The 25,922-nt window shown below is 39.3% G+C and carries 25 protein-coding genes and 1 pseudogene; 15 read left to right on the top strand and 11 right to left on the bottom strand.

Annotation, left to right across the window (positions count from 1 at the left end; translation table 11 throughout):
• Window positions 1-196 precede the first annotated feature (196 nt).
• Window positions 197-418: pseudogene (gene phoR, locus CBG25_RS17900) on the top strand (two-component system sensor histidine kinase PhoR); the annotation flags it as partial.
• A 373-nt stretch (window positions 419-791) separates the two neighbouring features.
• On the top strand, window positions 792-2,102 hold the full coding sequence (gene brnQ / locus CBG25_RS17905; protein WP_290608353.1) for a branched-chain amino acid transport system II carrier protein: 1,311 nt from the start codon (window positions 792-794) through the stop codon (window positions 2,100-2,102).
• A 110-nt stretch (window positions 2,103-2,212) separates the two neighbouring features.
• Here the strand turns inward: brnQ and CBG25_RS17910 are convergent, their stop codons facing one another.
• Window positions 2,213-2,716: an ACP phosphodiesterase gene (locus tag CBG25_RS17910; RefSeq protein ID WP_366212808.1), complete on the bottom strand. Its 504-nt coding sequence runs from the start codon at window positions 2,714-2,716 to the stop codon at window positions 2,213-2,215.
• Window positions 2,717-2,885: 169 nt separating this feature from the next.
• Between CBG25_RS17910 and queA the strand changes: the two genes are divergently transcribed.
• The 11 genes from queA to pgpA all read left to right on the top strand — a co-directional run bounded on the left by queA (window position 2,886) and on the right by pgpA (window position 12,801).
• Complete coding sequence (queA, locus tag CBG25_RS17915) at window positions 2,886-3,956, top strand: tRNA preQ1(34) S-adenosylmethionine ribosyltransferase-isomerase QueA (protein WP_290608355.1); 1,071 nt, start codon at window positions 2,886-2,888, stop codon at window positions 3,954-3,956.
• Between the two features lie 89 nt (window positions 3,957-4,045).
• Entirely contained in the window at window positions 4,046-5,164 is a 1,119-nt protein-coding gene (gene tgt / locus CBG25_RS17920; protein ID WP_290608357.1) for a tRNA guanosine(34) transglycosylase Tgt, read from the top strand.
• Window positions 5,165-5,271: 107 nt separating this feature from the next.
• Window positions 5,272-5,604, top strand: coding sequence for a preprotein translocase subunit YajC (yajC, locus tag CBG25_RS17925; protein ID WP_290608359.1), 333 nt, complete (start codon window positions 5,272-5,274; stop codon window positions 5,602-5,604).
• 27 nt (window positions 5,605-5,631) lie between these two features.
• Window positions 5,632-7,479: a protein translocase subunit SecD gene (gene secD, locus CBG25_RS17930; RefSeq protein WP_290608361.1), complete on the top strand. Its 1,848-nt coding sequence runs from the start codon at window positions 5,632-5,634 to the stop codon at window positions 7,477-7,479.
• Between the two features lie 11 nt (window positions 7,480-7,490).
• Window positions 7,491-8,459: a protein translocase subunit SecF gene (gene secF / locus CBG25_RS17935; protein WP_290608363.1), complete on the top strand. Its 969-nt coding sequence runs from the start codon at window positions 7,491-7,493 to the stop codon at window positions 8,457-8,459.
• A gap of 105 nt (window positions 8,460-8,564) precedes the next feature.
• Window positions 8,565-9,014 carry a transcriptional regulator NrdR gene (gene nrdR, locus CBG25_RS17940; protein ID WP_026821453.1) on the top strand — a complete coding sequence of 150 codons (450 nt, stop codon included), beginning with the start codon at window positions 8,565-8,567 and terminating at the stop codon, window positions 9,012-9,014.
• An 8-nt stretch (window positions 9,015-9,022) separates the two neighbouring features.
• Window positions 9,023-10,132 carry a bifunctional diaminohydroxyphosphoribosylaminopyrimidine deaminase/5-amino-6-(5-phosphoribosylamino)uracil reductase RibD gene (ribD, locus tag CBG25_RS17945; RefSeq protein ID WP_290608365.1) on the top strand — a complete coding sequence of 370 codons (1,110 nt, stop codon included), beginning with the start codon at window positions 9,023-9,025 and terminating at the stop codon, window positions 10,130-10,132.
• 189 nt (window positions 10,133-10,321) lie between these two features.
• Window positions 10,322-10,792, top strand: a complete 471-nt coding sequence (gene ribE / locus CBG25_RS17950) for a 6,7-dimethyl-8-ribityllumazine synthase (protein WP_032115107.1) — start codon at window positions 10,322-10,324, stop codon at window positions 10,790-10,792.
• Window positions 10,793-10,815: 23 nt separating this feature from the next.
• Window positions 10,816-11,229: a transcription antitermination factor NusB gene (gene nusB, locus CBG25_RS17955; RefSeq protein WP_032115108.1), complete on the top strand. Its 414-nt coding sequence runs from the start codon at window positions 10,816-10,818 to the stop codon at window positions 11,227-11,229.
• A gap of 98 nt (window positions 11,230-11,327) precedes the next feature.
• Window positions 11,328-12,317, top strand: a complete 990-nt coding sequence (thiL, locus tag CBG25_RS17960) for a thiamine-phosphate kinase (RefSeq protein ID WP_290608388.1) — start codon at window positions 11,328-11,330, stop codon at window positions 12,315-12,317.
• On the top strand, window positions 12,310-12,801 hold the full coding sequence (pgpA, locus tag CBG25_RS17965; protein ID WP_290608369.1) for a phosphatidylglycerophosphatase A: 492 nt from the start codon (window positions 12,310-12,312) through the stop codon (window positions 12,799-12,801). Before thiL ends, pgpA begins: the two co-directional genes overlap by 8 nt.
• A gap of 71 nt (window positions 12,802-12,872) precedes the next feature.
• Here the strand turns inward: pgpA and dxs are convergent, their stop codons facing one another.
• From dxs to xseB, 3 genes are all read right to left on the bottom strand, one after another.
• A complete protein-coding gene (gene dxs, locus CBG25_RS17970; protein WP_290608371.1) occupies window positions 12,873-14,738 on the bottom strand; it encodes a 1-deoxy-D-xylulose-5-phosphate synthase in 1,866 nt (621 codons plus the stop codon).
• 115 nt (window positions 14,739-14,853) lie between these two features.
• Window positions 14,854-15,774 (bottom strand): (2E,6E)-farnesyl diphosphate synthase, encoded by a 921-nt coding sequence (gene ispA, locus CBG25_RS17975; RefSeq protein ID WP_290608373.1) that lies wholly within the window; start codon window positions 15,772-15,774, stop codon window positions 14,854-14,856.
• A gap of 3 nt (window positions 15,775-15,777) precedes the next feature.
• Window positions 15,778-16,032: an exodeoxyribonuclease VII small subunit gene (gene xseB, locus CBG25_RS17980; protein ID WP_290608374.1), complete on the bottom strand. Its 255-nt coding sequence runs from the start codon at window positions 16,030-16,032 to the stop codon at window positions 15,778-15,780.
• 211 nt (window positions 16,033-16,243) lie between these two features.
• On the opposite strand from xseB, the gene thiI reads away from it, so the two are divergent.
• Window positions 16,244-17,692, top strand: coding sequence for a tRNA uracil 4-sulfurtransferase ThiI (gene thiI / locus CBG25_RS17985; RefSeq protein WP_290608375.1), 1,449 nt, complete (start codon window positions 16,244-16,246; stop codon window positions 17,690-17,692).
• A gap of 74 nt (window positions 17,693-17,766) precedes the next feature.
• Here thiI and yajL read toward each other — a convergent pair whose 3' ends face one another.
• Window positions 17,767-18,357 (bottom strand): protein deglycase YajL, encoded by a 591-nt coding sequence (gene yajL, locus CBG25_RS17990; RefSeq protein ID WP_290608376.1) that lies wholly within the window; start codon window positions 18,355-18,357, stop codon window positions 17,767-17,769.
• A 220-nt stretch (window positions 18,358-18,577) separates the two neighbouring features.
• Between yajL and CBG25_RS17995 the strand changes: the two genes are divergently transcribed.
• Window positions 18,578-19,069, top strand: coding sequence for a YajQ family cyclic di-GMP-binding protein (locus CBG25_RS17995; RefSeq protein ID WP_290608378.1), 492 nt, complete (start codon window positions 18,578-18,580; stop codon window positions 19,067-19,069).
• Between the two features lie 38 nt (window positions 19,070-19,107).
• On the opposite strand, the gene CBG25_RS18000 is transcribed toward CBG25_RS17995, so the two are convergent.
• From CBG25_RS18000 to cyoA, 6 genes are all read right to left on the bottom strand, one after another.
• Window positions 19,108-20,472, bottom strand: coding sequence for an MFS transporter (locus tag CBG25_RS18000; RefSeq protein WP_290608380.1), 1,365 nt, complete (start codon window positions 20,470-20,472; stop codon window positions 19,108-19,110).
• A gap of 176 nt (window positions 20,473-20,648) precedes the next feature.
• Window positions 20,649-21,533, bottom strand: a complete 885-nt coding sequence (cyoE, locus tag CBG25_RS18005) for a heme o synthase (protein WP_290608381.1) — start codon at window positions 21,531-21,533, stop codon at window positions 20,649-20,651.
• A 15-nt stretch (window positions 21,534-21,548) separates the two neighbouring features.
• Window positions 21,549-21,881, bottom strand: a complete 333-nt coding sequence (locus CBG25_RS18010; protein ID WP_032115118.1) for a cytochrome o ubiquinol oxidase subunit IV — start codon at window positions 21,879-21,881, stop codon at window positions 21,549-21,551.
• Complete coding sequence (locus CBG25_RS18015) at window positions 21,878-22,495, bottom strand: cytochrome o ubiquinol oxidase subunit III (protein WP_290608383.1); 618 nt, start codon at window positions 22,493-22,495, stop codon at window positions 21,878-21,880. The genes CBG25_RS18010 and CBG25_RS18015 overlap by 4 nt, the downstream gene beginning before the upstream one ends.
• Window positions 22,485-24,476: a cytochrome o ubiquinol oxidase subunit I gene (cyoB, locus tag CBG25_RS18020; RefSeq protein ID WP_290608384.1), complete on the bottom strand. Its 1,992-nt coding sequence runs from the start codon at window positions 24,474-24,476 to the stop codon at window positions 22,485-22,487. Before cyoB ends, CBG25_RS18015 begins: the two co-directional genes overlap by 11 nt.
• 5 nt (window positions 24,477-24,481) lie before the next feature.
• Window positions 24,482-25,429 carry a cytochrome o ubiquinol oxidase subunit II gene (cyoA, locus tag CBG25_RS18025; RefSeq protein ID WP_290608386.1) on the bottom strand — a complete coding sequence of 316 codons (948 nt, stop codon included), beginning with the start codon at window positions 25,427-25,429 and terminating at the stop codon, window positions 24,482-24,484.
• Window positions 25,430-25,922 lie beyond the last annotated feature (493 nt).

A 25,922-nucleotide genomic window follows, 5' to 3' on the forward strand; every position in this document is an offset into this window, starting at 1 on the left:
TAACAAGCTGAAAATTCAGCGGCTAAATTTTTCAATTCTTCGACTGATAATCCAATGATTGCTTTACATAAACGATTATCTCGTAACAGCCGCTCTTTGTTGATCATTTCAAACCTTTATTCTCTAAGTTAAACCTCTTTTTATTCTCAATAGCGTGACAAAAAATGCAAGTCTCTATTCAGCAACTAGTTTAGTGCATTTGACTCGGTTAACCGAACGTTTTTATCGAGCAGATAAATTGCGTTCACGTCGAATGGGGGGGGTAGCGGATTGGGATTGGCAATTGTCAATTGTCAAACATGCATTAATATACCACCATTCCCAATTAGATATTGAAAGTCAATTAGGTAAGGGCTCGGTGTTTAGTTTTATTTTACCGTCTAGTTTAATTGTAACAACAAAAAATGGCCAAAATTAAATTTCATTTGCTGAATTTTAGTTAAAAAGATTTAGCTAAATAATGCTTTTGCATGAATAGATGTTAGTGTTGATTAAATTTTATGCAAATCATATAACGTATATTGAGTAAACACTAAAACCAATCACTAAATAAAAAATTTATTTCAGATTTTTATTCTTATTTTTCGATTTACTATTGCCTTTTATCATTATAAAAGTTTTACTTGTAGTCTGTTATTGGCGGATTTTTCTGTTTTTACAAATTTATCAGGTTAATTAAATATTCTTATTGATTAAAAATCAGCAGAGATCAGCGTCAATAAATAATAAGTGGTTTAGGTTTGGGTTCTACTTAAGCTGAATTATAAATAACAACAAATTAACAAATAATTATGGCATATCGTTTAACATCTCGAGATATTTTAGCGTTAGGGTTTATGACCTTTGCGTTATTTGTAGGGGCAGGAAATATTATTTTTCCTCCTATGGTTGGATTGCAAGCTGGTGAACAAGTATGGACAGCGGCAGCTGGATTTCTGCTAACAGGTGTCGGTTTGCCTGTTATTGCAGTTATTGCGCTAGCAAAAGTAGGTGGTGGCATCGAACAGCTTAGTGCTCCAATTGGTAAATGTGCGGGGTTATTGTTAGCTATTGTCGCCTATTTATCTGTTGGGCCATTATTTGCCACACCTCGTACGGCAACAGTTTCTTATGAAGTCGGAATTGCCCCACTAGTAGGCGGTGTTTCATCGATTTCATTGTTTATCTATAGCCTAGTTTATTTTGCTGTTGTGATAGCTATTTCACTCTATCCAGGACGACTACTCGATAGCGTAGGGCATATCTTAGCGCCAATAAAAATGCTTACATTGGCTATTTTGGGCATTGCTGCGGTACTTTGGCCGGCAGGTGAACCCATTATATCAACGCCATCATATACTGAAATGGCATTTTCTAATGGTTTTATTAATGGTTATCTGACAATGGATACCTTGGGTGCGATGGTGTTTGGCATTGTTATTGTTAATGCTGCCCGTTCACGTGGTGTCGAAAATTCTACTCTTTTAACCCGTTATACCATGTGGGCTGGATTAATTGCCGGCGTGTTATTAACATTGGTTTATGTTTCACTGTTTAAACTGGGTGAGAATAGCGGCACCTTATTACCTAATGCCAGCAATGGTGCTAATATTTTGCATGCCTATGTGCAACATACTTTTGGTAATTTTGGTAGCTTTTTCTTAGCGTTACTCATTTTTGTTGCTTGTCTGGTAACTGCGGTTGGACTCACTTGTGCTTGCGCGGAATTTTTTGCGCTTTATGTGCCGATTTCTTATCGTAAATTAGTCTGGATACTAGGCATCTTTTCTATGGTGATCTCGAATTTAGGATTGAGTAAACTGATTGAATTTTCTATTCCGGTATTAATCGCGATTTATCCACCATGTATTATATTGATTTTAATGAGTTTTACCTTGAAATGGTGGAAATACCCATCCAGGGTGGTTGCGCCAACTATGTTGACCAGTCTAATCTTTGGCTTATTAGGTGCGATGAAATCTTCTGAGCTTTTGCAAGCATTTATTCCTGATGTTGCGAAGAAATTACCACTTTATGTTCATGATTTAGCCTGGTTGGTACCTTCATTAATCATTTTAGTGATTTTTGCACTCTATGATCGTATTAGCACTAAACAACACTGATATAAAGCGAGATATCTAAAGAGTGTTATTTAATCGGTAATAAACCCTAGCCTCTAATCAGCTAGGGTTTATTTGTTTTCATTAATGGCGCTTTTTTTTCTGATAGAGTTTCAGCAAAAGCGATCATTGCTGGATAAAGTTGCCAAAAAAAAAGCAGAAAAATCGTGGTAATGTAAAATAAAATCATCAAAGGAGCCGATTAAATTAACCAGTTTAGGACGTCTGCGCGCCATACTGTTTAATACATTATTAATATATTCAGGTTCTGCATAATGGATCAGCCAGTTTTGTGACCATAAATACTCATTTAATTCTTGAAATTTTTCTGGGGTATTATATAGGTTTGGTTCAATTTGCTGGCGAGCATAATGAACAAATTGGGGTAGAGTCTGTTTTGCTTCGATTTGATCCCAATATAAAGCGAGAAAATGATCCCAAACTAAATCGAGAGTGATCGCAGCGACTCGGCGGTATGGCGGTCGAAAAAGTTGCTTGGCATTAATCACAATGGGGTGCTGGTCGGTGAATTTATCTACCTGACGATGCATTCTGATCCCGGCCACAACATCTGGTGAATATAAACCTTCAGGATCACCGCGAACGAAATCCGCCATTAAATTTCCTAATAAGGAACTTTGTGCTCGTTGAGCTAAATGTAAGTGTGCAAGAAAATTCATAGTGTCATTATAAGTGAATTTTTAATTTTCGTGATGCTTATTTGTTGCACTGTTTTTATCGCCGCACTAGACTAGTGCGCTTGTTTTGATCAAATAGTGTAAAGAAATGCGTGTCTCTGATTTTGCTTTTAAATTACCTGATGAGTTAATAGCCCATTATCCCTTAGCCAAACGTAGTCATTGCCGGCTACTTTCTTTGAACGGTTCAACAGGTGAACTGGCACATGGTATATTTACTGAGATTGTTGATAAATTAGAATCAGGTGATTTGCTGGTTTTCAATAATACTCAGGTTATACCGGCTCGTCTTTATGGTCGTAAAATGTCTGGCGGCAAAATTGAAGTATTGATTGAGCGCATATTGGGAAATCATCGGGTGTTGGCGCATATTCGTGCTTCTAAAGCACCCAAAGTAGGAACCGAATTATTATTAGGTGATGATGAAAGTGTCAAAGCCATTATGTTGGCAAGACACGATACGCTATTTGAAATTGATTTTCAGGATAAGCGAGATGTGTTAGCTATTTTAAATGATATTGGCCATATGCCATTACCACCTTACATTGACCGCCCTGATGAAGAGGTTGATAGAACACTTTATCAAACAGTTTATGGCCAACGGCCTGGTGCCGTTGCTGCGCCGACGGCAGGATTACATTTTGATGAATCATTACTAGCGGCGCTGCAGCAAAAAGGGGTAGCAATGGCGTTTGTGACGCTACATGTTGGTGCCGGCACATTTCAACCTGTACGGGTGGAGAATGTTGCTGAACATACCATGCATGCAGAATATGTTGAAGTATCGCAACAGGCTGTTGATGCAATATTGGCTTGTAAAGCGAGAGGTAAACGGGTTATTGCAGTTGGCACAACTTCGATTCGATCATTAGAAAGCGCGGCTTCTGCATGTAAAGAAGGTATTATTGCCCCCTTTTTTGATGATACTCGAATTTTTATTTACCCAGGCTTTCATTTTCAAATTGTTGATGCATTAATTACTAATTTCCATTTACCTGAGTCTACTTTGATTATGTTGGTATCTGCTTTTGCTGGTTATCAAAATACGATGAATGCCTATCAACAAGCAATCGCAGAAAAGTACCGTTTTTTTAGTTATGGTGATGCCATGTTTATCACGCACAATCCTAAAGCAGAAAGTGAAAAAGTGGTTAACTAATTGTTAACTATTAAATTGATATCAGCAATTTATTTAACTGAATATGTAACTAACCCATCAGACTGTTTTTCTGATGCTAGAGAGGCAAAGTGAAATATGAATTACAAAGCCAAGACGGCCAAGCTCGTCGTGGTCGCTTGATTTTTGAGCGTGGGATTGTAGAAACGCCTGCTTTTATGCCGGTTGGCACTTATGGTACAGTCAAAGGGATGACGCCAGAAGAAGTTAAACAAACCGGGGCCCAAATCCTGTTAGGAAATACTTTTCATTTATGGTTGCGTCCTGGACAGGAAATAATGAAATTACATGGCGATCTGCATGATTTTATGCAATGGCAAGGACCAATTTTGACTGATTCCGGCGGATTTCAGGTTTTTAGCCTTGGTGCCATGCGTAAAATTAAAGAAGAGGGTGTTTATTTTCGCAATCCAATCAATGGCGAAAGGGTTTTCCTGAGCCCTGAAAAGTCGATGGAAATTCAGTACGATCTTGGTTCGGATATTGTCATGATTTTTGATGAATGCACACCCTATCCGGCAGAGTGGGATTATGCCAAAAAATCGATGGAAATGTCTCTTCGCTGGGCAAAACGTAGTCGCCAACGATTTGATGAGTTAGCCAATAAAAATGCGCTGTTTGGCATTATTCAGGGCAGCGTTTATCCAGATTTACGTGATATATCCGTAAAAGGCCTGGTTGAGATTGGTTTTGATGGTTACGCTGTTGGTGGCTTAGCTGTAGGTGAACCTAAAGAGGATATGAACCGTATTTTAGAGCATGTTTGCCCACAAATCCCGCAGAATAAACCACGTTATTTAATGGGGGTCGGTAAACCGGAGGATCTGGTTGAAGGGGTTCGGCGCGGTATTGATATGTTTGATTGTGTAATGCCAACCAGAAATGCTCGAAATGGCCATCTATTTGTCACTGAAGGTGTAATTAAAATCCGTAACGCTAAATACAAATCGGATACTTCGCCGTTAGATGCCCATTGTGACTGCTATACTTGCTCTCACTATAGCCGTGCTTATTTACATCATCTTGACCGATGTAATGAAATTCTTGGTGCCAGGCTTAATACCTTACACAATTTGCGTTATTATCAACGGCTAATGGCTGAAATTCGACAAGCGATTGAAAAAGGTGAATTTGAGGCTTTTGCAGTAGATTTCTATCGACGGATCAATAAATCGATTTCATCAAACTAGAGTATAATTTCAGTCGTGCTAATTGAATCAAATCAGTTTAGGATTTATAGGCTTGGATTAATTTTTTGAGCTAGAAATATTGTTTTAATCACAATGAGGAAATTTTGATGAGTTTGTTTATTTCTGAAGCAGTCGCTTCAGCTGGTGGTCAAGCGCAAGGAAACCCATATTCTTTGATCATCATGCTGGTTGTTTTCGGATTGATTTTTTATTTTATGATCTTACGCCCACAGCAGAAGCAAGCTAAAGAGCACAAAAAATTAATGGATTCTATTGCTAAAGGTGATGAGGTACTAACAACCGGTGGATTAATTGGCCGCGTCACTAAAGTATCTGAAACGGGTTACATTGTTGTTGCATTAAATGACACCAATGAAGTAACCATTAAACGTGATTTCGTTGCTGCTGTACTTCCAAAAGGTACAATGAAATCTATCTAATTTCTGATTTTCCCGAAGGGAATTGCCGTGCTAAATCGTTATCCTTTGTGGAAGTATTTGATGCTGATCGCTGCGTTGCTCATCGGTCTGCTGTATGCGCTTCCCAATCTTTATGGAGAGGATCCGGCTGTTCAGATTACTGGCGTGCGGGGAACCGCAGCCAATGAACAGACTTTGGATCAAGTTCGCAATATTTTAAAGAAAGAGAAAATCGAAAGTAAATCAATTGCTCTGGAAAGTGGTGTAATTCTTGCTCGTTTTAATAATCCAGATGTCCAGCTACATGCACGCGAAACCTTAGTTGCCGGTTTAGGAGAGCAGTATATCGTAGCGTTAAATCTGGCACCTGCAACCCCTCATTGGTTAAGAGCATTGGGCGGTGAACCAATGAAATTAGGGTTAGATTTGCGTGGTGGCGTTCACTTCTTAATGGAAGTGGATATGGAAACAGCCTTAGGTAAATTGCAAGAACAGAATATGGATGGCCTGCGTAGTGATTTACGTGAAAAAGGGATCCCATATTCAACTATACGTAAAATAGATAATTACGGTGTTGAAATTCGTTTTCGTGATGATAGTGGACGTTCGCAAGCGGAGTCTTATTTGACACCACGTTATCGCGATTTTGTTTTTACTGCTGGCAACAACAATCTATTAACGGCAGTAATGACAGATGAGCGGATCCGTGAAGCACGTAATTATGCAGTATCACAAAATATTAATATTATCCGTAATCGTGTTAACCAATTAGGCGTTGCTGAACCATTGGTACAGCGTCAGGGCGCTGATCGTATTGTTGTTGAATTACCGGGTATCCAAGATACGGCGCGAGCAAAAGAGATCCTTGGTGCTACTGCAACGCTGGAATTTCGCTTAGTTAATGTCGGCATAGACAGTTCGGCTGTTCAACGTGGCCATATTCCGGGTGATTCTGAGATAAAATATACTCGCGATGGTGAGTCTGTTGTTCTTTATAAACGCGTTATTTTGACAGGCGATCATATTACTGATTCGACATCGGATTTAGATGAAATGGGCAGCCCGCAGGTAAGCATTGGTCTGGATAGCGCCGGTGGCTCAATTATGTCTGATTTTACCCGTGATAATCAGGATAAATTGATGGCAACCCTATTTGTTGAATATAAAGATAGCGGGCGAAAGGATGCCAATGGTCGTGCTATTTTGTTAAAAGATGAGAAAGTCATTAATGTCGCCAGAATTTCTGCCCGCTTTGGTAGCAAATTTCGTATTACTGGTATCAGTAATCCAACTGAAGCTCGTCAATTATCTTTATTATTACGTGCTGGCGCATTAATTGCACCTATTCAAATTGTTGAAGAACGCACAATTGGGCCAACATTAGGATTGCAAAATATTGAGCAAGGAATGAAAGCATCATTAGCCGGTTTGCTAGCTTCAGTTCTATTTATGGTCATTTATTATCGCAAGTTTGGTCTGATTGCTAGTTCTGCATTATTAGCAAATTTGATCCTCATTATGGGGATTATGTCGCTATTACCGGGGGCTACTTTAACCATGCCGGGAATTGCTGGTATTGTTTTAACGCTTGCTGTTGCCGTTGATGCGAATGTGTTGATTAATGAACGTATTAAAGAAGAATTAAAGAATGGTCGTTCAATACAGCAAGCGATACATGAAGGTTACAAGGGGGCATTTTCCAGTATCTTAGATGCGAATTTGACAACTGTGATCACGGCAACCATTTTGTATGCGGTAGGCACCGGCTCAATTAAGGGTTTCGCCATTACTACGGCGATTGGTATTGCCACCTCCACGTTTACTGCAATTGTAGGAACACGTGCTATCGTGAACTTATTGTATGGTGGTAAACGTATTAAAAAGCTGTCTATTTAAGGAGCGTGGTTGTGGCGCAAGATTACACAGTAGAACAGTTAAATCATGGCCGTAAAGTTATCGATTTTATGCGTTGGGATTATTTAGCTTTTGGTATCTCAATTGCTTTATCTATTCTTTCGGTTACGGTTATTTCATTAAAAGGATTTAACTGGGGATTGGATTTCACCGGCGGGACTGTTATTGAAATTAATCTCAGTCAACCTGCGGATCTTGATAAAATTAGAGCGAGTTTAGCAAATAATGGCCATCAAGAGCCGTTGATTCAAAATTTTGGTAGTAGCCGAGATATTATGATCCGATTGCCTCCTACTGAAGGCGTGGCAGGTCAAGAAATCGGTAAGTCCATTATTTCAGTCATTAACAAAAATGTTGATGATCAAGCAACGGTTAAGCGAATCGAATTTGTCGGGCCGAGTGTAGGCAGTGAATTAGCTCAAACCGGTGCAATGGCACTGTTAGCTGCTTTGATCTGTATTTTGATTTATGTAGGTTTCCGCTTTGAATGGCGTCTGGCTACTGGTGCAGTAATATCATTAGCGCATGATGTGATCATTACATTAGGCATTGTATCGCTTTTTCAAATTGAAGTTGATATGACTATCGTTGCTTCATTAATGTCGGTCATCGGTTATTCATTAAATGACAGCATTGTTGTCTCTGATCGTATTCGTGAAAATTTCCGCAAGATCCGCCGCGGTACTTCTTACGAAATAGTTAACGTTTCATTGACCCAAACATTGAGTCGAACACTTATTACATCAGGAACTTCTCTATTAGTGGTATTGATGCTCTATCTTTTTGGTGGGTCAATACTGAAAGGATTTTCTCTAGTTATGTTAATTGGCGTGACGATTGGAACCGTTTCTTCTATCTATGTTGCTTCTGCTCTAGCATTAAAGATGGGAATGAAACGTGAGCATTTGCTTCCTCCTAAAGTAGAAAAAGAGGGAGCGGATCAACATTCTCTGCTGCCGTAAAGGCGAATTTTGTTAACTCACACCCTGTTAGATTGCGCTAGCAGGGTGTTTTTCATTGATAGCTGAGTTAAACTGAAAAACCGGACCCTAAAATCAGGAAATTTTATGCATTGCCCATTTTGCACCGCTGTAGATACCAAAGTGATTGATTCACGTCTGGTTGGCGATGGTTCGCAGGTTCGTCGTCGTCGACAATGTCTTGAATGTCATGAACGTTTTACTACTTTTGAAGTGGCTGAATTAGTCATGCCGCGTGTGGTAAAAAGTGATGATGTACGTGAGTCATTTGATGAACACAAACTTAGACGAGGTATGCAAAAAGCATTAGAAAAACGCCCGGTAAGTTCCGATGATGTGGAAACAGCTATTAACAACATAAAATCTCAACTTCGCGCAACCGGAGAGCGAGAAATTCCGGCGAAGATGATTGGAAAAATTGTCATGGATGAGTTAAAAAAGCTGGATAAAGTTGCTTATATACGTTTTGCTTCGGTATATCGTAGTTTTGAAGATATTCGTGAATTTGGCGAAGAAATTGCTAAGTTACAGGATTAATAGTAAAAATGACCGCGTTTGATAAGCAGTTTATGAGCCGTGCGTTGTCATTGGCCAAGCAAGGACGATTTACTACCTCACCAAACCCGAATGTAGGCTGTGTCATTGTACGCAACGATGAAGTTGTGGGTGAAGGTTTTCATTGCAAAGCAGGCGAGGCGCATGCTGAGATTCATGCCTTACAAATGGCGGGTGAAAAATCGAACGGAGCAACTGCTTATGTCACATTAGAACCTTGCAGTCATTATGGTAAAACCCCACCTTGTGCAGATGCGTTAATTAGAGCAGGTATTCGGCGAGTTGTTGTGGCTATGCAAGATCCAAATCCACAGGTTGCAGGACGTGGTTTATTTAAATTACAGCAGGCTGGCATCGAAGTATTACATGGTTTACTGATGGATGAAGCTGAACAATTAAATCAAGGCTTTCTAAAAAGAATGCGAACAGGGTTCCCCTATGTTCAACTTAAGTTAGCCGCATCACTTGATGGGCGGACGGCCCTTGCATCAGGTGAAAGTAAATGGATCACTTCGCCAGTAGCTCGCCAAGATGTACAAAGTTTCAGGGCTCAAGCGAGCGCAATTTTGACTACCAGTGCTACTGTTTTAGCTGATAATCCAGCTTTGAATGTTCGTTGGACAGATTTTACGCCTGAGTTACAAAATATTTATCCTAAAGAATGTCTTCGGCAACCAATAAGAATTGTTTTGGATAGTGAGAATCAAGTAAAACCAGAACATATTATAACAAAATCAGACGGTGAATGTTGGCTTATTCGCCCTAATCCCATATCGCAAAATTGGTGTGGTGATGTTGAGCAAATCGCCATCCCAACCTACCAAAAAGGCATTGATTTATTTTTGCTGATGATACAGCTGGCTAAACGTAATATTAATTCAGTTTGGGTCGAAAGCGGTCCAACACTTGCCGGTGCTTTGTTAACACTAGGATTAGTTGATGAATTGATTGTTTATATTGCGCCTAAAATTTTAGGTGGAACCGCAAAAGAATTAATTAATATTCCAGCATTACAAAAATTGAAAGATGCACCTGCATTTGAATTTGTTAATATTGAACTTATTGGACCTGATTTACGTTTAACACTTCGACCATTGTAATGTCATATTCATTAACTGGTTAGCTTAATATAGTAAAGTAGTATAGTTAAAGTAATGTAACATTTAATTGATTAAATTTAGCGTTCCTAATGACTGTTTTAAAGTTAGCTAAATTCAGCAGCGCAGTATAGAAAAGAATATGATAAAATTGTCGTTTGTGTAAAGAATAATTAGTATTTAAGGAAGGCTATGAAGGTAATAAAAGGTACGGTAGCAGCACCCAAAGCTCGTATAGCAATCGTTGTTGCACGTTTTAATCATTTCATCAACAATAGCTTGCTGGAAGGCGCTATTGATACCTTGGAACGTGTTGGCCAAGTTGCAAAGGAAAATATTACGGTAGTTTGGGTGCCAGGTGCTTATGAACTGCCTTTGACGATTAAAACATTAGCAGAAACCAAAAAATATGATGCAGTTGTTGCACTTGCTAGCGTTATACGTGGTGCAACCTCACATTTTGAATATGTTGCCGGTGAGTGTAGTGCTGGACTTTCTAATGTTGCGATGACAAGTAATATTCCTGTTGCCTTTGGTGTATTAACCACCGAGGATATTGAGCAGGCAATTGAGCGCGCAGGTACAAAAGCGGGAAATAAAGGTGCAGATGCTGCATTAGCTGCACTAGAAATGGTTAATGTAATTCAAGCCATTAAAGGCTAACTATTTTATTTAAGGGGAATTTTGTGAAACCTGCTGCTCGTCATCGCGCGCGTGAGTGTGCTGTTCAGGCGATTTATTCTTGGCAATTATCGGGTAATAGTATTGCTGATGTTGAAGTGGAATTTTTATCTGAACAGGATATGTCAGATGTTGATGTAACTTATTTCCGTGAACTACTTAATGGCGTTTCAACTCATGTGTTAGAACTGGATAAAAAAATGGCTCCTTATCTTTCTCGTCAGCTTGGGGAGCTTGGTCAGGTAGAGAAAGCGGTTTTACGTTTAGCGATGTTTGAACTCTGTTATCGTGATGATGTACCTTATAAAGTTGCTATTAATGAAGCGATTGAATTAGCAAAAGTTTTTGGTGCCGAGGAGAGTCACAAATTTATCAATGGTGCGCTCGATAAAGTTGTTCCTACTGTGCGTAAGAAATAATGGTGTTCAGGCTTTTCGAATAATCTGATGTTCATTTTGATTATAAGGTGCAGTGATAGCCTTATAGCAATCGGAGCATGATATATTGGAATATTATTATGGTTTGTGGCGAATTTGATATCATCGCGCGTTATTTTAATCGTCAACAGCAAAATCGGCATGACGTTAATATCGGTATTGGTGATGATTGTGCATTGATAACAATACCGGAAAGACAGCAATTAGCGATTACTACCGATACACTAGTTGCAGGTATCCATTTTCTTGATAGTATTTCACCTGAAGATTTAGCCTATAAATCTTTGGCGGTTAATTTAAGTGATTTAGCCGCTATGGGAGCTGATCCTGCCTGGATTTCTCTGGCGTTGACATTGCCACAAATCAATGAAGATTGGCTGGCAAGATTTAGCTCTAGCCTATTTGAACAGCTTAATTACTATGAAATGCAACTTATTGGTGGCGATACAACACGAGGGCCAATGAGTTTAACCTATACAGCCCATGGTTTGATTCCGACAGGAAAATCACTAACCCGGTCTGGAGCCTGTAATGGTGATTGGATTTATGTTACTGGAACATTGGGTGATAGTGCTGCAGGTCTTGCGATTTTACAATCACAGCTGGTTGTCGATGATATAAAAGATCGTCATTGGTTGATCCAGCGTCATTTAAGGCCACAGCCTCGTATTTTGCAAGGGCAGGCTTTACGTCATCTTGCTTCTTCGGCGATAGATATTTCTGATGGCTTGATTTCTGATCTTGGACACATTCTCAAAATCAGTGGGCGTGGCGCTAAAATTAAATTAGATTCTTTGCCATTATCAGATGCATTGCGCAGACAAGTTACCTCAGAACAGGCGTTAACCTGGGCGTTAAGTGGTGGAGAAGATTATGAACTGTGCTTTACAGTGCCTGAGATAAATCGCGGTGCATTAGAGTCAGCACTAGCGCATACTGGGGCAAATTTTCATTGTATCGGCCAGATAACACCAGAATCAGAAGGGATCCGCTATTTTTATGGGAATAAAGAGGTTTCACCTAATTTAACTGGTTTTGATCATTTTATTGTGGAAGCTTGCTATGACTGATGCAAAATCTCGTTTAAACCTATCAAATCCCTGGCATCTATTGGCAACCGGATTCGGTAGTGGTTTATCACCCATCATTCCTGGAACAATGGGATCGTTAGCTGCTATTCCATTCTGGCTACTGATGTATTGGTTATTACCCGTTTGGTTATATTGGTTTATTATTTTATTTGGTTTTGTTGTTGGTATTGTTATTTGTCAACGGACATCCGATGATATGCAAGTTCACGATCACGGTAGTATTGTGTGGGATGAATTTATTGGCATGTGGATGACCCTGATGGTGATACCGTTAGTTAGTTGGCAATGGGTATTAATAGCGTTTGTGCTTTTCCGCTTTTTTGACATGCTAAAACCTTGGCCTATAGGTTGGTTTGATCGGCAAGTAGGTGGCGGGCTAGGTATTATGTTAGATGATATTATCGCGGCTATTTTCGCGATGGTTATCGTAGCTGCGCTTGCACACTGGTTACCCGTTTTATAATGTAAGCGAGTTACTAAAAATCAAAAGCGCTAGGTAAACCGCTGCTTTTGATTTTCAACATATTTATTAATTTATTTGGCGTAATAGTTGTTAATTGATTTTACAATTCCTTCCGCATTAAGTCCTAATTCAGCCTGAATTTCTGTTTGATTTCCTTGTGCGATATAGTGATCAGGCAAGCCGAGGTTAATGATAGGCATAATATGATGGGCTTTTAATAAAAATTCATTAACGCCGCTACCGGCTCCCCCCATAATTGCATTTTCTTCTAATGTTACTAATAGCTTATGGTTGTGAGCTATTTCCAATATCAATGTTTCGTCCAACGGTTTTACAAACCGCATATCGACCAGGGTGGCATCAAGTAATTCTGCGGCTTTCATCGCTTCACTAAGTAATGTGCCAAAATTTAAGATGGCAACTTTTTTTCCTTGGCGGCGAATTATTCCTTTACCGATTGGAATTTTTGCCAAAGGTTGTAGAGTGGCGCCAGAGCCTGTTCCCCTTGGGTAACGAACCGCAACAGGGCCATCCTGATAGTGATAACCCGTATGTAGCATTTGCCGGCATTCGTTTTCATCACTGGGCGACATAATGATCATATCCGGTAGACAACGTAAGAACGATAGATCGAAAGCACCTTGATGGGTTTGTCCGTCGGCACCAACAATGCCTGCTCTATCTATAGCAAACAGGATAGGCAATTTTTGAATGGCTACATCATGGATCACTTGATCATAGGCGCGTTGTAAAAAAGTAGAATAAATAGCAACGACAGGTTTATAACCTCCAATGGTAAGGCCAGCAGCAAAAGTCACAGCGTGTTGTTCTGCAATAGCAACATCAAAATATTGTTTGGGATAGGTTTTGGAAAATTCAACCATTCCCGATCCTTCTCGCATGGCTGGTGTGATAGCCATCAGTTTAGGATCACCGGCTGCTTCTTGGCACAACCAATCGCCAAAAACTTGTGAAAATGTTAATTGGCTATTATTGTTTTTTGGAAGGCTAAAAGTTGCTGGATCAAATTTAGGCACCGCATGCCAGCTGATAGGATCTTTTTCGGCGGGCTCATATCCCTTGCCTTTTTTGGTCATGATATGTAAAAACTGTGGGCCTTTTAACTCACGCATATTTTTTAATGTTTGTACTAATGTGAGTACATCATGGCCGTCAATGGGACCAATGTAGTTAAAGCCGAGTTCTTCGAACATAGTACTAGGGATCACCATACCTTTAAGGTGCTCTTCGGTTTTCTTTAACAATTCTTTGATTGAGGGAATATTGGAAAATACCTTTTTGCCCCCTTCACGTAAACTAGTATATAGATTGCCCGATAACAGTTGCGCTAAATGATTATTTAACGCCCCAACGTTTTCTGAAATTGACATTTCATTATCATTGAGGATTACTAACATATCTTTATGAATGTCACCCGCATGGTTCATTGCTTCAAAAGCCATACCTGCGGTAATAGCGCCATCACCAATAACACAAACCGTTTTACGATCTTTATTTTCATATTCAGCAGCTACCGCCATGCCAAGTCCAGCACTGATAGAAGTCGAAGAATGACCGACACTGAGGATGTCATATTCACTTTCTGATCGCCAGGGAAAAGGATGCAAGCCATTTTTTTGTCGTATGGTATCAATGCGGTCGCGGCGGCCAGTTAAGATCTTATGTGGATATGCCTGGTGGCCGACATCCCAGATAAGATTATCAAACGGGGTTTTATAGACATAGTGTAAAGCGACAGTGAGTTCAATGGCTCCTAATCCAGAAGCAAAATGTCCACTGGAACGGCTAACACTATTTAATAAAAATTGTCGCAACTCTTCACATAATTTGACCAGACTTTCTTTTGGTAAAAGTCGCAATTCTTCCGGCGTTTCTATTAATGCTAAAGTTGTATAGGAAGTGATATCAATGCTCATGTCTGCCCATTAAATAATTGTTTTTTGTTTATACCCATGACGCTGTAGTAGGCCGCCAAAAGATTATTTTGAATTTTTATTACTGGTAAAATATTCTGTTTTTGAATCAAGAGAATTAGCTTTTTCGTTCGATAATAAAGTGTGTTAAATTTTGTAGTATTTCCGTATTTAATCCATACTGTTGTTCTAACATATAAAGCGCATCCAGTGCTTGTTTAAATAAATTGTTCGCTTTTTTTTGTGCTTGTTCAACACCGATTAATGATGGATAGGTGCTTTTTTTATGTTTTTCATCAGAACCCTGATTTTTACCTAAAGTGTCTGTATCACCAGTAACATCAAGAATGTCATCATGGACTTGGAATAGCAGTCCAATCGCATTGGCATAATTATCTAATAATGGTACTAATTTGTAGCTTTGGCTGCCAGCTGAAAATGCACTCATTCTGATGGCAGCACGAATTAAAGCGCCGGTTTTATGATGATGAATAGATTCTAAGGTTGCTATATCAATTTGTTGACCTTCTGATTCCATATCGAGCGCTTGACCACCACACATGCCGGCTGCTCCACTAGCAGTAGCCAGCTCAGCTATCATTGCCAGCCGATTAGTATCACTAACATCAGGCATGGCGGAACGAGATAAGATGTCAAAGGCAAGTGTTTGCAGGGCATCACCAGCCAAAATGGCATGAGCTTCACCGAAGGAAATATGGCAGGTAGGTTGGCCACGACGTAAATTATCGTTATCCATTGCGGGTAAATCATCGTGGATTAATGAATAAGCATGAATACATTCAACGGCCACAGCGGGTACATCCAAGTTTTCCACGGCAACATTTAACATATCACCTATAGCATAAACTAAAAAAGGTCTTAGTCGCTTTCCACCGAGTAATGTGCCATATTTCATCGCCGTGACCAATTGACTTTGATTAACCGGTAGGCGCTGGAATTGCTTTAGTAGTGTTTTATTGACGCGATCTTGTACCCATTGGTGTTGATCCGCAAAAGAAAGTGTCACTATTTCAGACATGATTTATTTATCTTCCGGCGTAAAGTTGTCTAGTGGTGCATTGTCATCGGCTTGTAACAAAATTTGGACGCGTTGTTCTGCCTGTTGCAACGCTTTCTGGCCTTGTCTGGCTAATTGGATCCCTTGTTCAAATTCACTTAATGCTTTTTCCAGCGGAAGTTCGCCTGATTCCAAGCGTGTGACTATCTGCTCTAACTCTGTCAGAGAAGTTTCAAAAGATAGCGGATCTTGTCTATCAGATATTTTCTTTTTAGCCATAATCGTTTTACTTGCCTTAATATCAGGTGAATATGCGCATCAGGCGATTTATTTTACTACATTTATGCAGACAATTTATTCTTTTTGTGATTTTTAGCGACGAACAGCAATATAGTGATATACTTCCCGTCTTAAAATCAAATGCTCTGCTAATAAATATGCATAATATGCGTTTATTCGCAAAAATAAAAACCAACTTTTATACAAAATTATGAAGTTTATTATTAAACTATTTCCTGAAATTACCATTAAAAGCCAATCAGTGCGCTTGCGCTTTATTAAGATCTTGGCTAGCAATATTCTTAATATATTGAAGGTGTTAGATGCGGAAATAACCGTTCTTCGCCATTGGGATAATATCGAAGTTCGCACCAAAAAAAACACATATCATGATGAAATTTGCGATGCCTTAACCAGAATTCCTAGCATCCATCATATTCTGTTAGTTGAAGAATATCAATTCCGCGATCTCCATCATATTTTTGAGTTAGCTTATGCAACTTATGCTGAATTGCTAACCAATAAAACTTTTTGTGTACGCGTTAAGCGTCGTGGTCAGCACGACTTTACTTCAATTGAAGTAGAACGTTATGTTGGTGGGGGATTAAATCAACATATTTCATCAGCTAAGGTAAAACTCAATCAGCCTGATATCACCATCAATCTTGAAATTGAAAAGGATAAAGTCATGCTTGTTAAATCCCGTATTCAAGGGATTGGCGGCTTTCCTATCGGTACTCAAGAAGATGTTTTGTCGTTGATATCGGGTGGCTTTGATTCAGGTGTGTCTAGCTACATGTTAATGCGGCGTGGTTGCCGAGTTCATTATTGCTTTTTTAATCTGGGTGGCACCAGTCATGAAATTGGCGTCAAGCAGGTTGCTTACCATCTTTGGCATCGTTTTGGCCGTTCGCATAAAGTGCGTTTTGTCGCGATAGATTTTGCTCCGATTGTAAGCGAAATTCTTGAAAAGATTGATGATGGCCAGATGGGAGTGGTATTGAAAAGGATGATGGTTCGCGCCGCATCTATAATAGCAGAACGTTATGGGGTTCAGGCTTTAGTAACCGGAGAAGCGTTAGGACAGGTTTCTAGTCAGACATTAACCAATCTACGTGTAATTGATAATGTTACCGATACATTAATTTTGCGGCCATTAATTTCACATGATAAAGAAAATATTATTAACCTTGCTCGCGAGATAGGGACGGCAGATTTTGCCAGTAATATGCCTGAGTTTTGTGGTGTGATTTCGAAAAAACCAACTGTGAAAGCAGTAAAAGCTAAAATTGAAGCGCAGGAAACTAATTTTGATTTTTCTCTGCTTAATCATGTTGTTAGTACAGCACAAAATATTGATATTCGTCAGATAATGAATGATAGCGAAGATAAAACGCCAGAAGTGGAAATTGTCACTGCATTTTCAGGCGATGATATTGTGCTGGATATTCGTTCCCCTGATGAACAGGAAGCGCGCCCACTCAAGCTTGAAGGTGTTAAAGTAAGGCTACTGCCATTTTATAAGTTAAATAACCAATTTGGTGAGTTACCACAAGAAAAACACTATTTGCTTTATTGTGAGCGCGGTGTTATGAGCCGCTTACAGGCACTTTATTTACATGAACAAGGTTTTAAAAATGTAAAAGTGTATCGTCCTTAGTGGTAATCTATTGACTTTTTCGTCTCAAGGATAGGCGAGTTTCAAGTGAATATACACAATTTGCCATATCACCGTTAGTTGGCATAGTTGTAAATACTAGGCGGCAGGACAAGCTGCGAGGCAACTTCCGCTGCCTTTTTTTTGCCAACTAATAGCTCGATAAGTTTAAGTGAAAAATCAATAGCTGTGGCAGGCCCCTGGCTAGTAAGTAGTTTTACCCGTTCATCATAGTAGACACGACAATCAACGCGTTTGTGACTAGCAATTTTACTTTGTAACGCAGGATAACCGGTCATATTGCCGATTGGAAATAAATTATGGTGTTCTAGTACGATTGCCGGCACGGCACAAAGAGCGGCAATGATTTTACCCTGATGATGAGATTGACGAATTTTTTCAATGATCAGCGGATTATCACGAAACGCCTCCGCGCCTTTCAATCCACCAGGTAATACAATATCAGCAAAATCCTGTTCAATGATATTGACTAATTGAGTGTCAGCAACAATTTTTACTCCTCGTGAGCAAGTTAACACCAATTGGCCATTATCTGCGGTACTTGCAGTTGTTACTGGGATCTCGGCTCTAGTTAACAGATCAATCACTGTTACGGCTTCTATTTCTTCGCTACCATGGGCCAGGCAGACGAGAACGGTTGTTGACATTAGAGTTTCTCTCGGTCTAATTAATGGATAAATAATCGGATTTAGCATGTTATCAGCCATAACTTGCTAACAGCGCCAGCACTAAAGATCGCTATTGTTTTTTATCTGACTGAATCAATTATGCTTTTTGGGGAATTTATTTAACATTAAGTATAGAGCTTTTGCTGATAATAAAAAGTAGTATTATGCTATTTTATGAGTAATAAGGAGGTCATGAAATATGCCATCATTTGATATAGTTTCTGAAATTGACATGCATGAAGTGAGTAATGCCGTTGAAAATGCGCAACGTGAATTGGCTAGTCGTTGGGATTTTCGCAATGTTGAAGCCAGTTTTGAACTCAATGAAAAGAATGAGTCGATTAAAGTAACGAGCGTGTCCGACTTTCAAGTAAACCAATTGGTAGATATTTTACGCGAGAAATTAGCTAAGCGTGGAATAGATGGTGCTGTCTTGAATATACCTGACGATATTGTTCATAGTGGCAGAACTTATAGCCTCGAGGCTTCGTTACTGCAAGGCATTGATTCGGTAATGGCAAAAAAGATCATTAAACTAATTAAAGAAAGTAAATTGAAGGTTCAGGCGCAAATTCAGGGAGAACAAGTGCGAGTAACCGGTAAGTCACGCAATGATTTACAATCTGTGATAGCGCTAGTGCGAGAGGCTGAACTTGGGCAACTTTTTCAATTTACTAATTTTCGTGACTAAATTTATCATTCCTGCTGTATCCTACAGCAGGTAGTGTGTTATTGGTTATTAATAATAGTTTCCAACTGTTGCCGACTGATAATTTTTTTATCTATTTTAATGTAGGCACTAAGCGCTTTAAGATCGAACATCACTTCGCGCACACCGGGCTCATTCATTAATTGGCTTTGTAGTAAATTAACATCTTTGATCTGTTGGGGTAAAAGTAAACGAATGCTACTGGTATAAGCAGGTTGATGCATATTTAAGCTAATAAAAAACCAACATGTACAAAGTATCAGTCCGGCCATAAAGACCAAGGAAGCACCATTTAATTGAAAAAGCCATCCCCCTAAGATCCCGCCTAAAGCAACGCCTAGAAACTGACTGGTTGAGTAGAGACCCATCGCGGTTCCTTTATATCCAGCAGGCGCTTCTTTACTGATAAGTGAAGGCAATAATGCCTCCATAACATTAAAAGCAATAAAAAATAGCTGAAGACCTAATACGATTAACCAAAATTGTTGTTTGGAAAAACAAAATGTTAATTCAGAGATAAATAAGATGCCAATGCATAATAGAAAAACTTGTTTCATTCGACGCTGCTTTTCAGCATAGATAACAAAAGGTAGCACCGTAATGAAAGCAAGAAGTAAAGTTAGTAAATATATTTTCCAATGTTGATTAGCTGCTAGACCTGAATCGATCATCACTAACGGTAAAGCAACAAAATTTGCCATCAACAGCGTATGTAAACAAAATATGCCAAAATTAAGTTTAACTAGTTGGCGATTATTAATCACTGTTTGTACACTATTTTTTATAAAATGGGTTTCGCGATTAACGCTATGATATCGGCTATCTGGTACGGCAAAGCGAGTTATTAATATCCCGCCAAAGGCAAGTATGCTTATTCCCCCAAAAAGGCCATGTAAACCGATAGCATGGGTGATAATTGGGCCGAGAACGAGTGCAATAGCAAAAGTGATGCCAAAGCTTATTCCCATAAAAGCCATCGCTTTAGTTCTATTTTGTTCGCTAGTCAGATCGGACAGCAACGCCATAATTGCAGCAGAAATAGCCCCTGCGCCTTGTAACGCGCGACCGATAATTATACCCCAGATAGAATCTGTCATCGCGGCAATCACACTACCGGCAATAAAAATGAGTAAGCCGGCGATAATTAATTGCTTACGACCAAATCGGTCGGACATTAAACCAAATGGGATTTGGCAGATAGCCTGACTGATACCATAAATGCCAATAGCCAGACCAAGTAACAATTCATTGGCATCTTTCAGTTCGCGTCCATAGCTGGCTAAGATGGGTAATACCATGAACATGCCTAACATACGTAATGTGAATACCGCTCCTAACCCCCAGGTTGCCTTTAATTCAGTAGGCGTCATTTTACTATCATTCATGGTTTATCTCAGAAATTTTACAAGTGAACATTGTAAAATGGTTTAATCGATTAGTTAATCTATTTGTCGAGTAAGCATTAGCAAGATATGGATAAAAAAATGGGAATTCATTCGCATTTTGGATGTTTTAACCGTGAAGGTAGTGGCAATTATCTGCCACTATTTAAGATAAATTATTATTTGAGATAGACAAAGATCTGTTCAGCGGTAACAGTTGGATCAATCGACATCATGACACTGAGAGAAGTAATTGCCACGATAGAGAATATAAACAGTTTCCGTGCCCAAAGGCGATCATCATTCTGATTTTTAAAGCCAGAAATTGCCATACCAAGCCACCATAAACTCACCGCGGCGGCAACAATAAGATATTTGTAGCCGGCATAGCCACTAATGGCCAGCATAATGGTTGCTACCATAAAAGCAAGGATATATAAAAAGATATGAGTTTTGGCGACCGAAATTCCTTTAATCACTGGTAATACGCGAATATTGGCGGTTTGATAATCTTTGAAGCGAAAAATAGCAATTGCATAAGAGTGTGGCATTTGCCATAAGCTAAAGATCAATAGCAGAATCAATGCTCCCATATCAAATTGATTAGCAACAGCGCAGTAACCAATAACTGGCGGCGCAGCGCCGGACAAGCTACCTACCAGGGTGCCATAAACCGATTTACGTTTCATATAGAGACTATAAATACCGACATATATGATAAAACCGATAACGGCCAGTAGTGCCGCTAAGGCATTGGCGGCAATATAAAGTAAAGCTATGCCAGCAATACCCAGTAGGGTGGCATAAATTAGGCAAAATTTCGGCGCAATAAGTCCTTTAACTAAAGGTCGATTTTTGGTTCTCTCCATCATTTGGTCGATATCTCGGTCAATATAGTTGTTAAAAACACAACCAGAAGCGATAACCAGAGATACGCCGAGTAATGTGGCAATAAATAGCGGGTAATCTATTATACCTTTAGCTGCGAGCAGAAAGCCGCCAATAACAGAAATTAGATTACCGAAAATAATGCCTGGTTTGGTCACTTGTAGATATTGCTTCATTAGATCCACAACTCTTTAGTCGAGCATCATATTGATGTTCAGGTTATACATTATCCACAGCGAGCCAATAACGACAATGCCTATAATTAGCATTGTGAACAGGAAGGCAACTAGATTCCAACGGTCATCTGAAGAGGTATTCATATGTAAGAAACAGACAAGATGTACCAGAATCTGGCTAATTGCCGTACCAACAACGATCCATAAGATAGTGTCATGGGATGCAGTACTATTCATTACCATCCAAAAGGGGATGACCGTTAAAATGACCGAGAGTATAAAGCCAATTAAATAAGTCTTCATACTGCCGTGGCTAGCACCAGAGTGCGGTGTATTTGTGTAACTCATGCAAGTGCCCCCAGCAGATAAACAACGGTGAATACACAGATCCAAACAACATCTAGGAAATGCCAAAAAAGACTTAAACAACTTAAACGGGTTTGATTGACGGCAGTGAGGCCATGACGTGAGATATCGATTATCATGATGATGATCCAGGCTAAACCAAAGCTTACATGAATACCGTGAGTACTAACTAGTGTAAAGAAAGCGGAAAGGAAAGCGCTGCGATCAGGCCCATAACCTTCAGAAATGAGCTCATGAAATTCGTAAATTTCCATGATAACAAAGCCGAATCCGAATAAAAAAGTAATCAGTAGCCATAATTTCACCAGATTTATTTTCTGCTTACGCATCGCAAGCATGGCAAATCCATAAGTGATGCTACTAAACAATAACAGGAAGGTTTCGACCAAGACAAAATTGAGGTTGAAAATCTCCTTTCCTGTCGGGCCTCTGGCAGTACCATGAACTAGAACAACGTAGGTAGCAAAAAGGCAAGCAAACAGGATCAGATCGCTCATTAAATAGATCCAAAAACCAAATATTTTTGTTGCGCCTATGTCATGATGCCCATGATTTTCATAGGCAATATGTTGATTAGCTATTGAATTAGTTGACATGATGGATACCTGCTTTTTTCAGTTCATCGTAATGCTGTTTTTCAATACGTTTAATTTCTTCTACAGGGACATAATAATCAACATTGTCATCAAAACTTTTGCCAATCCAGGTGGCGATAATACCAGCAAAACCAATAATCGCTAGCCACCAAATATGCCAGACCATAGCAAAACCGAAGATTAAACAAAACGCTGAAATAATTATTCCGGCAGCAGTATTTTGTGGCATATGAATGGGTTCATATTTGGTTGGTTGTTGATATGCAATCCCTTTTTCTTTCATATCCCACCAAGCATCACGTGTATCAATTTGTGGTTCTTTCGCGAAGTTATAAAAAGGTGCAGGGGACGATGTTGACCATTCTAATGTACGACCATCCCATGGATCGCCGCTGAAATCGCGATTTTTGTGGCGATCGCGAATACTGACAATTATTTGAATGACTTGGCAGAGAATTCCGATAGCGATAAGCGCAGCACCGAGTGAAGCGACCATCAGCATTGGATGATATTGTGGATCAATGTTTTGACTTAAACGACGAGTCATTCCCATAAAGCCCAGTATATAAAGTGGCATAAAGGCAATAAAGAAACCACTGATCCAAAACCAAAAAGCACGAACGCCCCATTTTTCATTTAATGTAAAGCCAAATGCTTTCGGGAACCAGTAGGTCATACCAGCAAAGCAACCAAAGACCACTCCACCGATAATGACATTATGGAAATGGGCAATCAGAAATAAACTATTGTGCAGCACAAAATTTGCACCGGGAACGGCCAATAGTACGCCAGTCATCCCACCAATCGAAAAAGTAACAATAAAACCAATCGTCCAGAGCATTGGTGTTTTAAATTCGATACGGCCATGGTACATGGTAAATAACCAATTGAATATTTTTACTCCAGTTGGAATAGCAATAATCATGGTAGCTATACCGAAGAAGGCATTGACATTTGCCCCACCTCCCATGGTAAAGAAGTGATGTAACCAGACGACAAACGACATTACAGTAATAACAATGGTTGCCCAGACCAGAGACGTATAACCAAATAAACGTTTTTTACAGAATGTCGCTGTGACTTCCGAAAATACGCCAAAAACAGGTAACACTAATATATAAACTTCAGGATGTCCCCAAGCCCAGACCAAATTGATATACATCATCATATTGCCGCCCATATCATTAGTGAAGAAATGGGTGCCTAAATATCGGTCAAGTGTGAGTAGTGCGATAGTAACGGTTAGGATAGGAAATGCTGCAATAATCAGTACATTAGTACAAAGCGCTGTCCAAGTAAAAACAGGCATTTTCATCATTGACATACCAGGCGCCCGCATCCGTAGAATGGTGGCAAAAAAGTTTATTCCGGTTAGGGTGGTACCAATGCCTGATATTTGTAAACTCCATATCCAATAATCTACCCCGACACCAGGATTGTATTCCTTACCTGATAATGGGGGATAAGCTAACCAACCGGTCTGCGCAAATTCCCCGACACCCAATGATAGGTTAATCAAGATAACACCAACGACAAATAACCAAAGACTGAGAGAATTTAAAAACGGAAAGGCTACATCGCGAGCACCAATTTGCAATGGCACAATTAAATTCATTAAGCCAACCACGAAAGGGGTTGCCATGAAAAAAATCATGATCACACCGTGAGCGGTAAAGATTTGATCATAATGATGAGGAGGTAAAAAACCGGCCTCGCCGGCTGACGCTAATGCTTGTTGACCTCGCATCATTATGGCATCAGCAAAGCCGCGTAGTAGCATTACCATGGCAACGATAATATACATAATGCCAATTTTTTTATGATCTACACTAGTTAGCCATTCGCTCCACAGCCACTTCCATTTACCAAAATAGGTGATAACGCCTAAAATAGCTATGCCAGCTAATAAAATACAGATCACAGTGATGACAATAATTGGCTCGTGAATAGGGATTGCATCGAGCGTTAATTTACCCAACATACTATTTATTCCTTAGCATCGACATGAGCAGAGTGGTTCATATGCATTATTTGATTGCCAGACATTTCATGTTCGGTTTTGTTAGCATGATTGATATGATGTTCATGGCCGAATTTTAATATCAGTTCTTCATAGAGATTTGGTTTCACGCTTGAAAAATAGGTAATAGGGACATTGTGGCTAGGTTTAGCTAATTGATTAAATGTAGCCATGCTATCTAGCGTTTTGGTAGATGTTTTTACTTTTTGTACCCATTTATCAAAGCTTGCTGTATCAGGTGTTGCAATTACATTAAATTTCATGTCTGAAAAGCCGTGACCGCTATAACTTGATGAGAAGCCTTTATAGGTACCAGGTTCATTAGCGATTAAGTGAAGCTTCGTTTGCATACCAGCCATCGCATAAATTTGACCACCAAGTGCAGGGATAAAGAAAGAATTCATCACTGACTCGGCTGTCACTTTAAAGTTAATTGGCACACCGACAGGAATGGCGATTTCATTAACGGTAGCGATATTTTCTTCTGGATAGACAAACACCCATTTCCAATCGGTAGAAATGACCTGAATGGTAATCGGTTTTTTATCGCTTTCTAATGGTTTATAAGGATCCAGTTGATGCGTGGTTTTCCAGGTTATCACGGCAAGAATGATGATGATGATGATAGGAACTGTCCAGCAAACTAACTCAATTTTATTTGAATGTGCCCAATCTGGCCGGTAGGTTGCTTGTTTATTGCTTGCTCGATATTTTCTGGCGAAGATAATTGCCATAAAAATGACTGGAATGACAACAATTAACATTAAACCAAGCGCAGTCAGTATCAGTCTTTTTTGTTCAACACCAATGGCGCCCTTGGGATCCATTAATACCATATCGCAACCAGTTAGCAGGAAAACAATAGTAAGCAGTGAGATGACTCCAATACTTCCTTTATATTTTATAAGTCTCATTTAGCGACCCCAAATGACAAAGATGGTTATTGTCGTTTTGTTCAGTGTGGGTATTTTACGGTAAGGTTATATTAGTGTAAACAATTGTAAGGCGCACAAATATAATTGTTATTACTTTCTGTTAAAGTGATCACAAGTAAAATTGAATTCATTATAGAACTGTTTAAATGATTATTTTTTGGTTCACAATTATTTACATTAAATAATTTTATTATTAATAAAAAGAAGCAGATAAAAGGAAATCAAAATGTGATTTTATAGACACGAGTTTCGCAGTCTCTAAAAAAGAAGTATAAATTTAAAAACAAGAAAAAATCAGGATGTTCATATTTTGTCCGGTTATCCATGCATTAAAGATATCTATAACACGAGTTTCGCACAAAACTAATTTGGGTACGCTAATAAAACACGGATGTGCTCAGCAATAGCATTTTTGATTACGTCCCAATTTTGTTGATAAAGGGTTATTTTTTCAGATATACGACGTTTATGT

The sequence above is a fragment of the Arsenophonus sp. ENCA genome, from assembly GCF_002287155.1.
Classification (GTDB): Bacteria; Pseudomonadota; Gammaproteobacteria; order Enterobacterales; family Enterobacteriaceae; genus Arsenophonus; species Arsenophonus nilaparvatae.

Coding starts and splice junctions, on each gene's coding strand:
- CBG25_RS18010 (WP_032115118.1), bottom strand. CDS start 21,881: ATGAGTTACACAAATACACCGCACTCTGGTGCTAGCCACGGCAGTATG.
- thiI (WP_290608375.1), top strand. CDS start 16,244: ATGAAGTTTATTATTAAACTATTTCCTGAAATTACCATTAAAAGCCAA.
- ribE (WP_032115107.1), top strand. CDS start 10,322: ATGAAGGTAATAAAAGGTACGGTAGCAGCACCCAAAGCTCGTATAGCA.
- xseB (WP_290608374.1), bottom strand. CDS start 16,032: ATGGCTAAAAAGAAAATATCTGATAGACAAGATCCGCTATCTTTTGAA.
- yajL (WP_290608376.1), bottom strand. CDS start 18,357: ATGTCAACAACCGTTCTCGTCTGCCTGGCCCATGGTAGCGAAGAAATA.
- CBG25_RS17910 (WP_366212808.1), bottom strand. CDS start 2,716: ATGGCGGATTTCGTTCGCGGTGATCCTGAAGGTTTATATTCACCAGAT.
- nrdR (WP_026821453.1), top strand. CDS start 8,565: ATGCATTGCCCATTTTGCACCGCTGTAGATACCAAAGTGATTGATTCA.
- ispA (WP_290608373.1), bottom strand. CDS start 15,774: ATGTCTGAAATAGTGACACTTTCTTTTGCGGATCAACACCAATGGGTA.
- dxs (WP_290608371.1), bottom strand. CDS start 14,738: ATGAGCATTGATATCACTTCCTATACAACTTTAGCATTAATAGAAACG.
- brnQ (WP_290608353.1), top strand. CDS start 792: ATGGCATATCGTTTAACATCTCGAGATATTTTAGCGTTAGGGTTTATG.
- cyoE (WP_290608381.1), bottom strand. CDS start 21,533: ATGAAGCAATATCTACAAGTGACCAAACCAGGCATTATTTTCGGTAAT.
- queA (WP_290608355.1), top strand. CDS start 2,886: ATGCGTGTCTCTGATTTTGCTTTTAAATTACCTGATGAGTTAATAGCC.
- cyoB (WP_290608384.1), bottom strand. CDS start 24,476: ATGTTGGGTAAATTAACGCTCGATGCAATCCCTATTCACGAGCCAATT.
- pgpA (WP_290608369.1), top strand. CDS start 12,310: ATGACTGATGCAAAATCTCGTTTAAACCTATCAAATCCCTGGCATCTA.
- cyoA (WP_290608386.1), bottom strand. CDS start 25,429: ATGAGACTTATAAAATATAAAGGAAGTATTGGAGTCATCTCACTGCTT.
- thiL (WP_290608388.1), top strand. CDS start 11,328: ATGGTTTGTGGCGAATTTGATATCATCGCGCGTTATTTTAATCGTCAA.
- CBG25_RS18015 (WP_290608383.1), bottom strand. CDS start 22,495: ATGTCAACTAATTCAATAGCTAATCAACATATTGCCTATGAAAATCAT.
- ribD (WP_290608365.1), top strand. CDS start 9,023: ATGACCGCGTTTGATAAGCAGTTTATGAGCCGTGCGTTGTCATTGGCC.
- CBG25_RS18000 (WP_290608380.1), bottom strand. CDS start 20,472: ATGAATGATAGTAAAATGACGCCTACTGAATTAAAGGCAACCTGGGGG.
- CBG25_RS17995 (WP_290608378.1), top strand. CDS start 18,578: ATGCCATCATTTGATATAGTTTCTGAAATTGACATGCATGAAGTGAGT.
- yajC (WP_290608359.1), top strand. CDS start 5,272: ATGAGTTTGTTTATTTCTGAAGCAGTCGCTTCAGCTGGTGGTCAAGCG.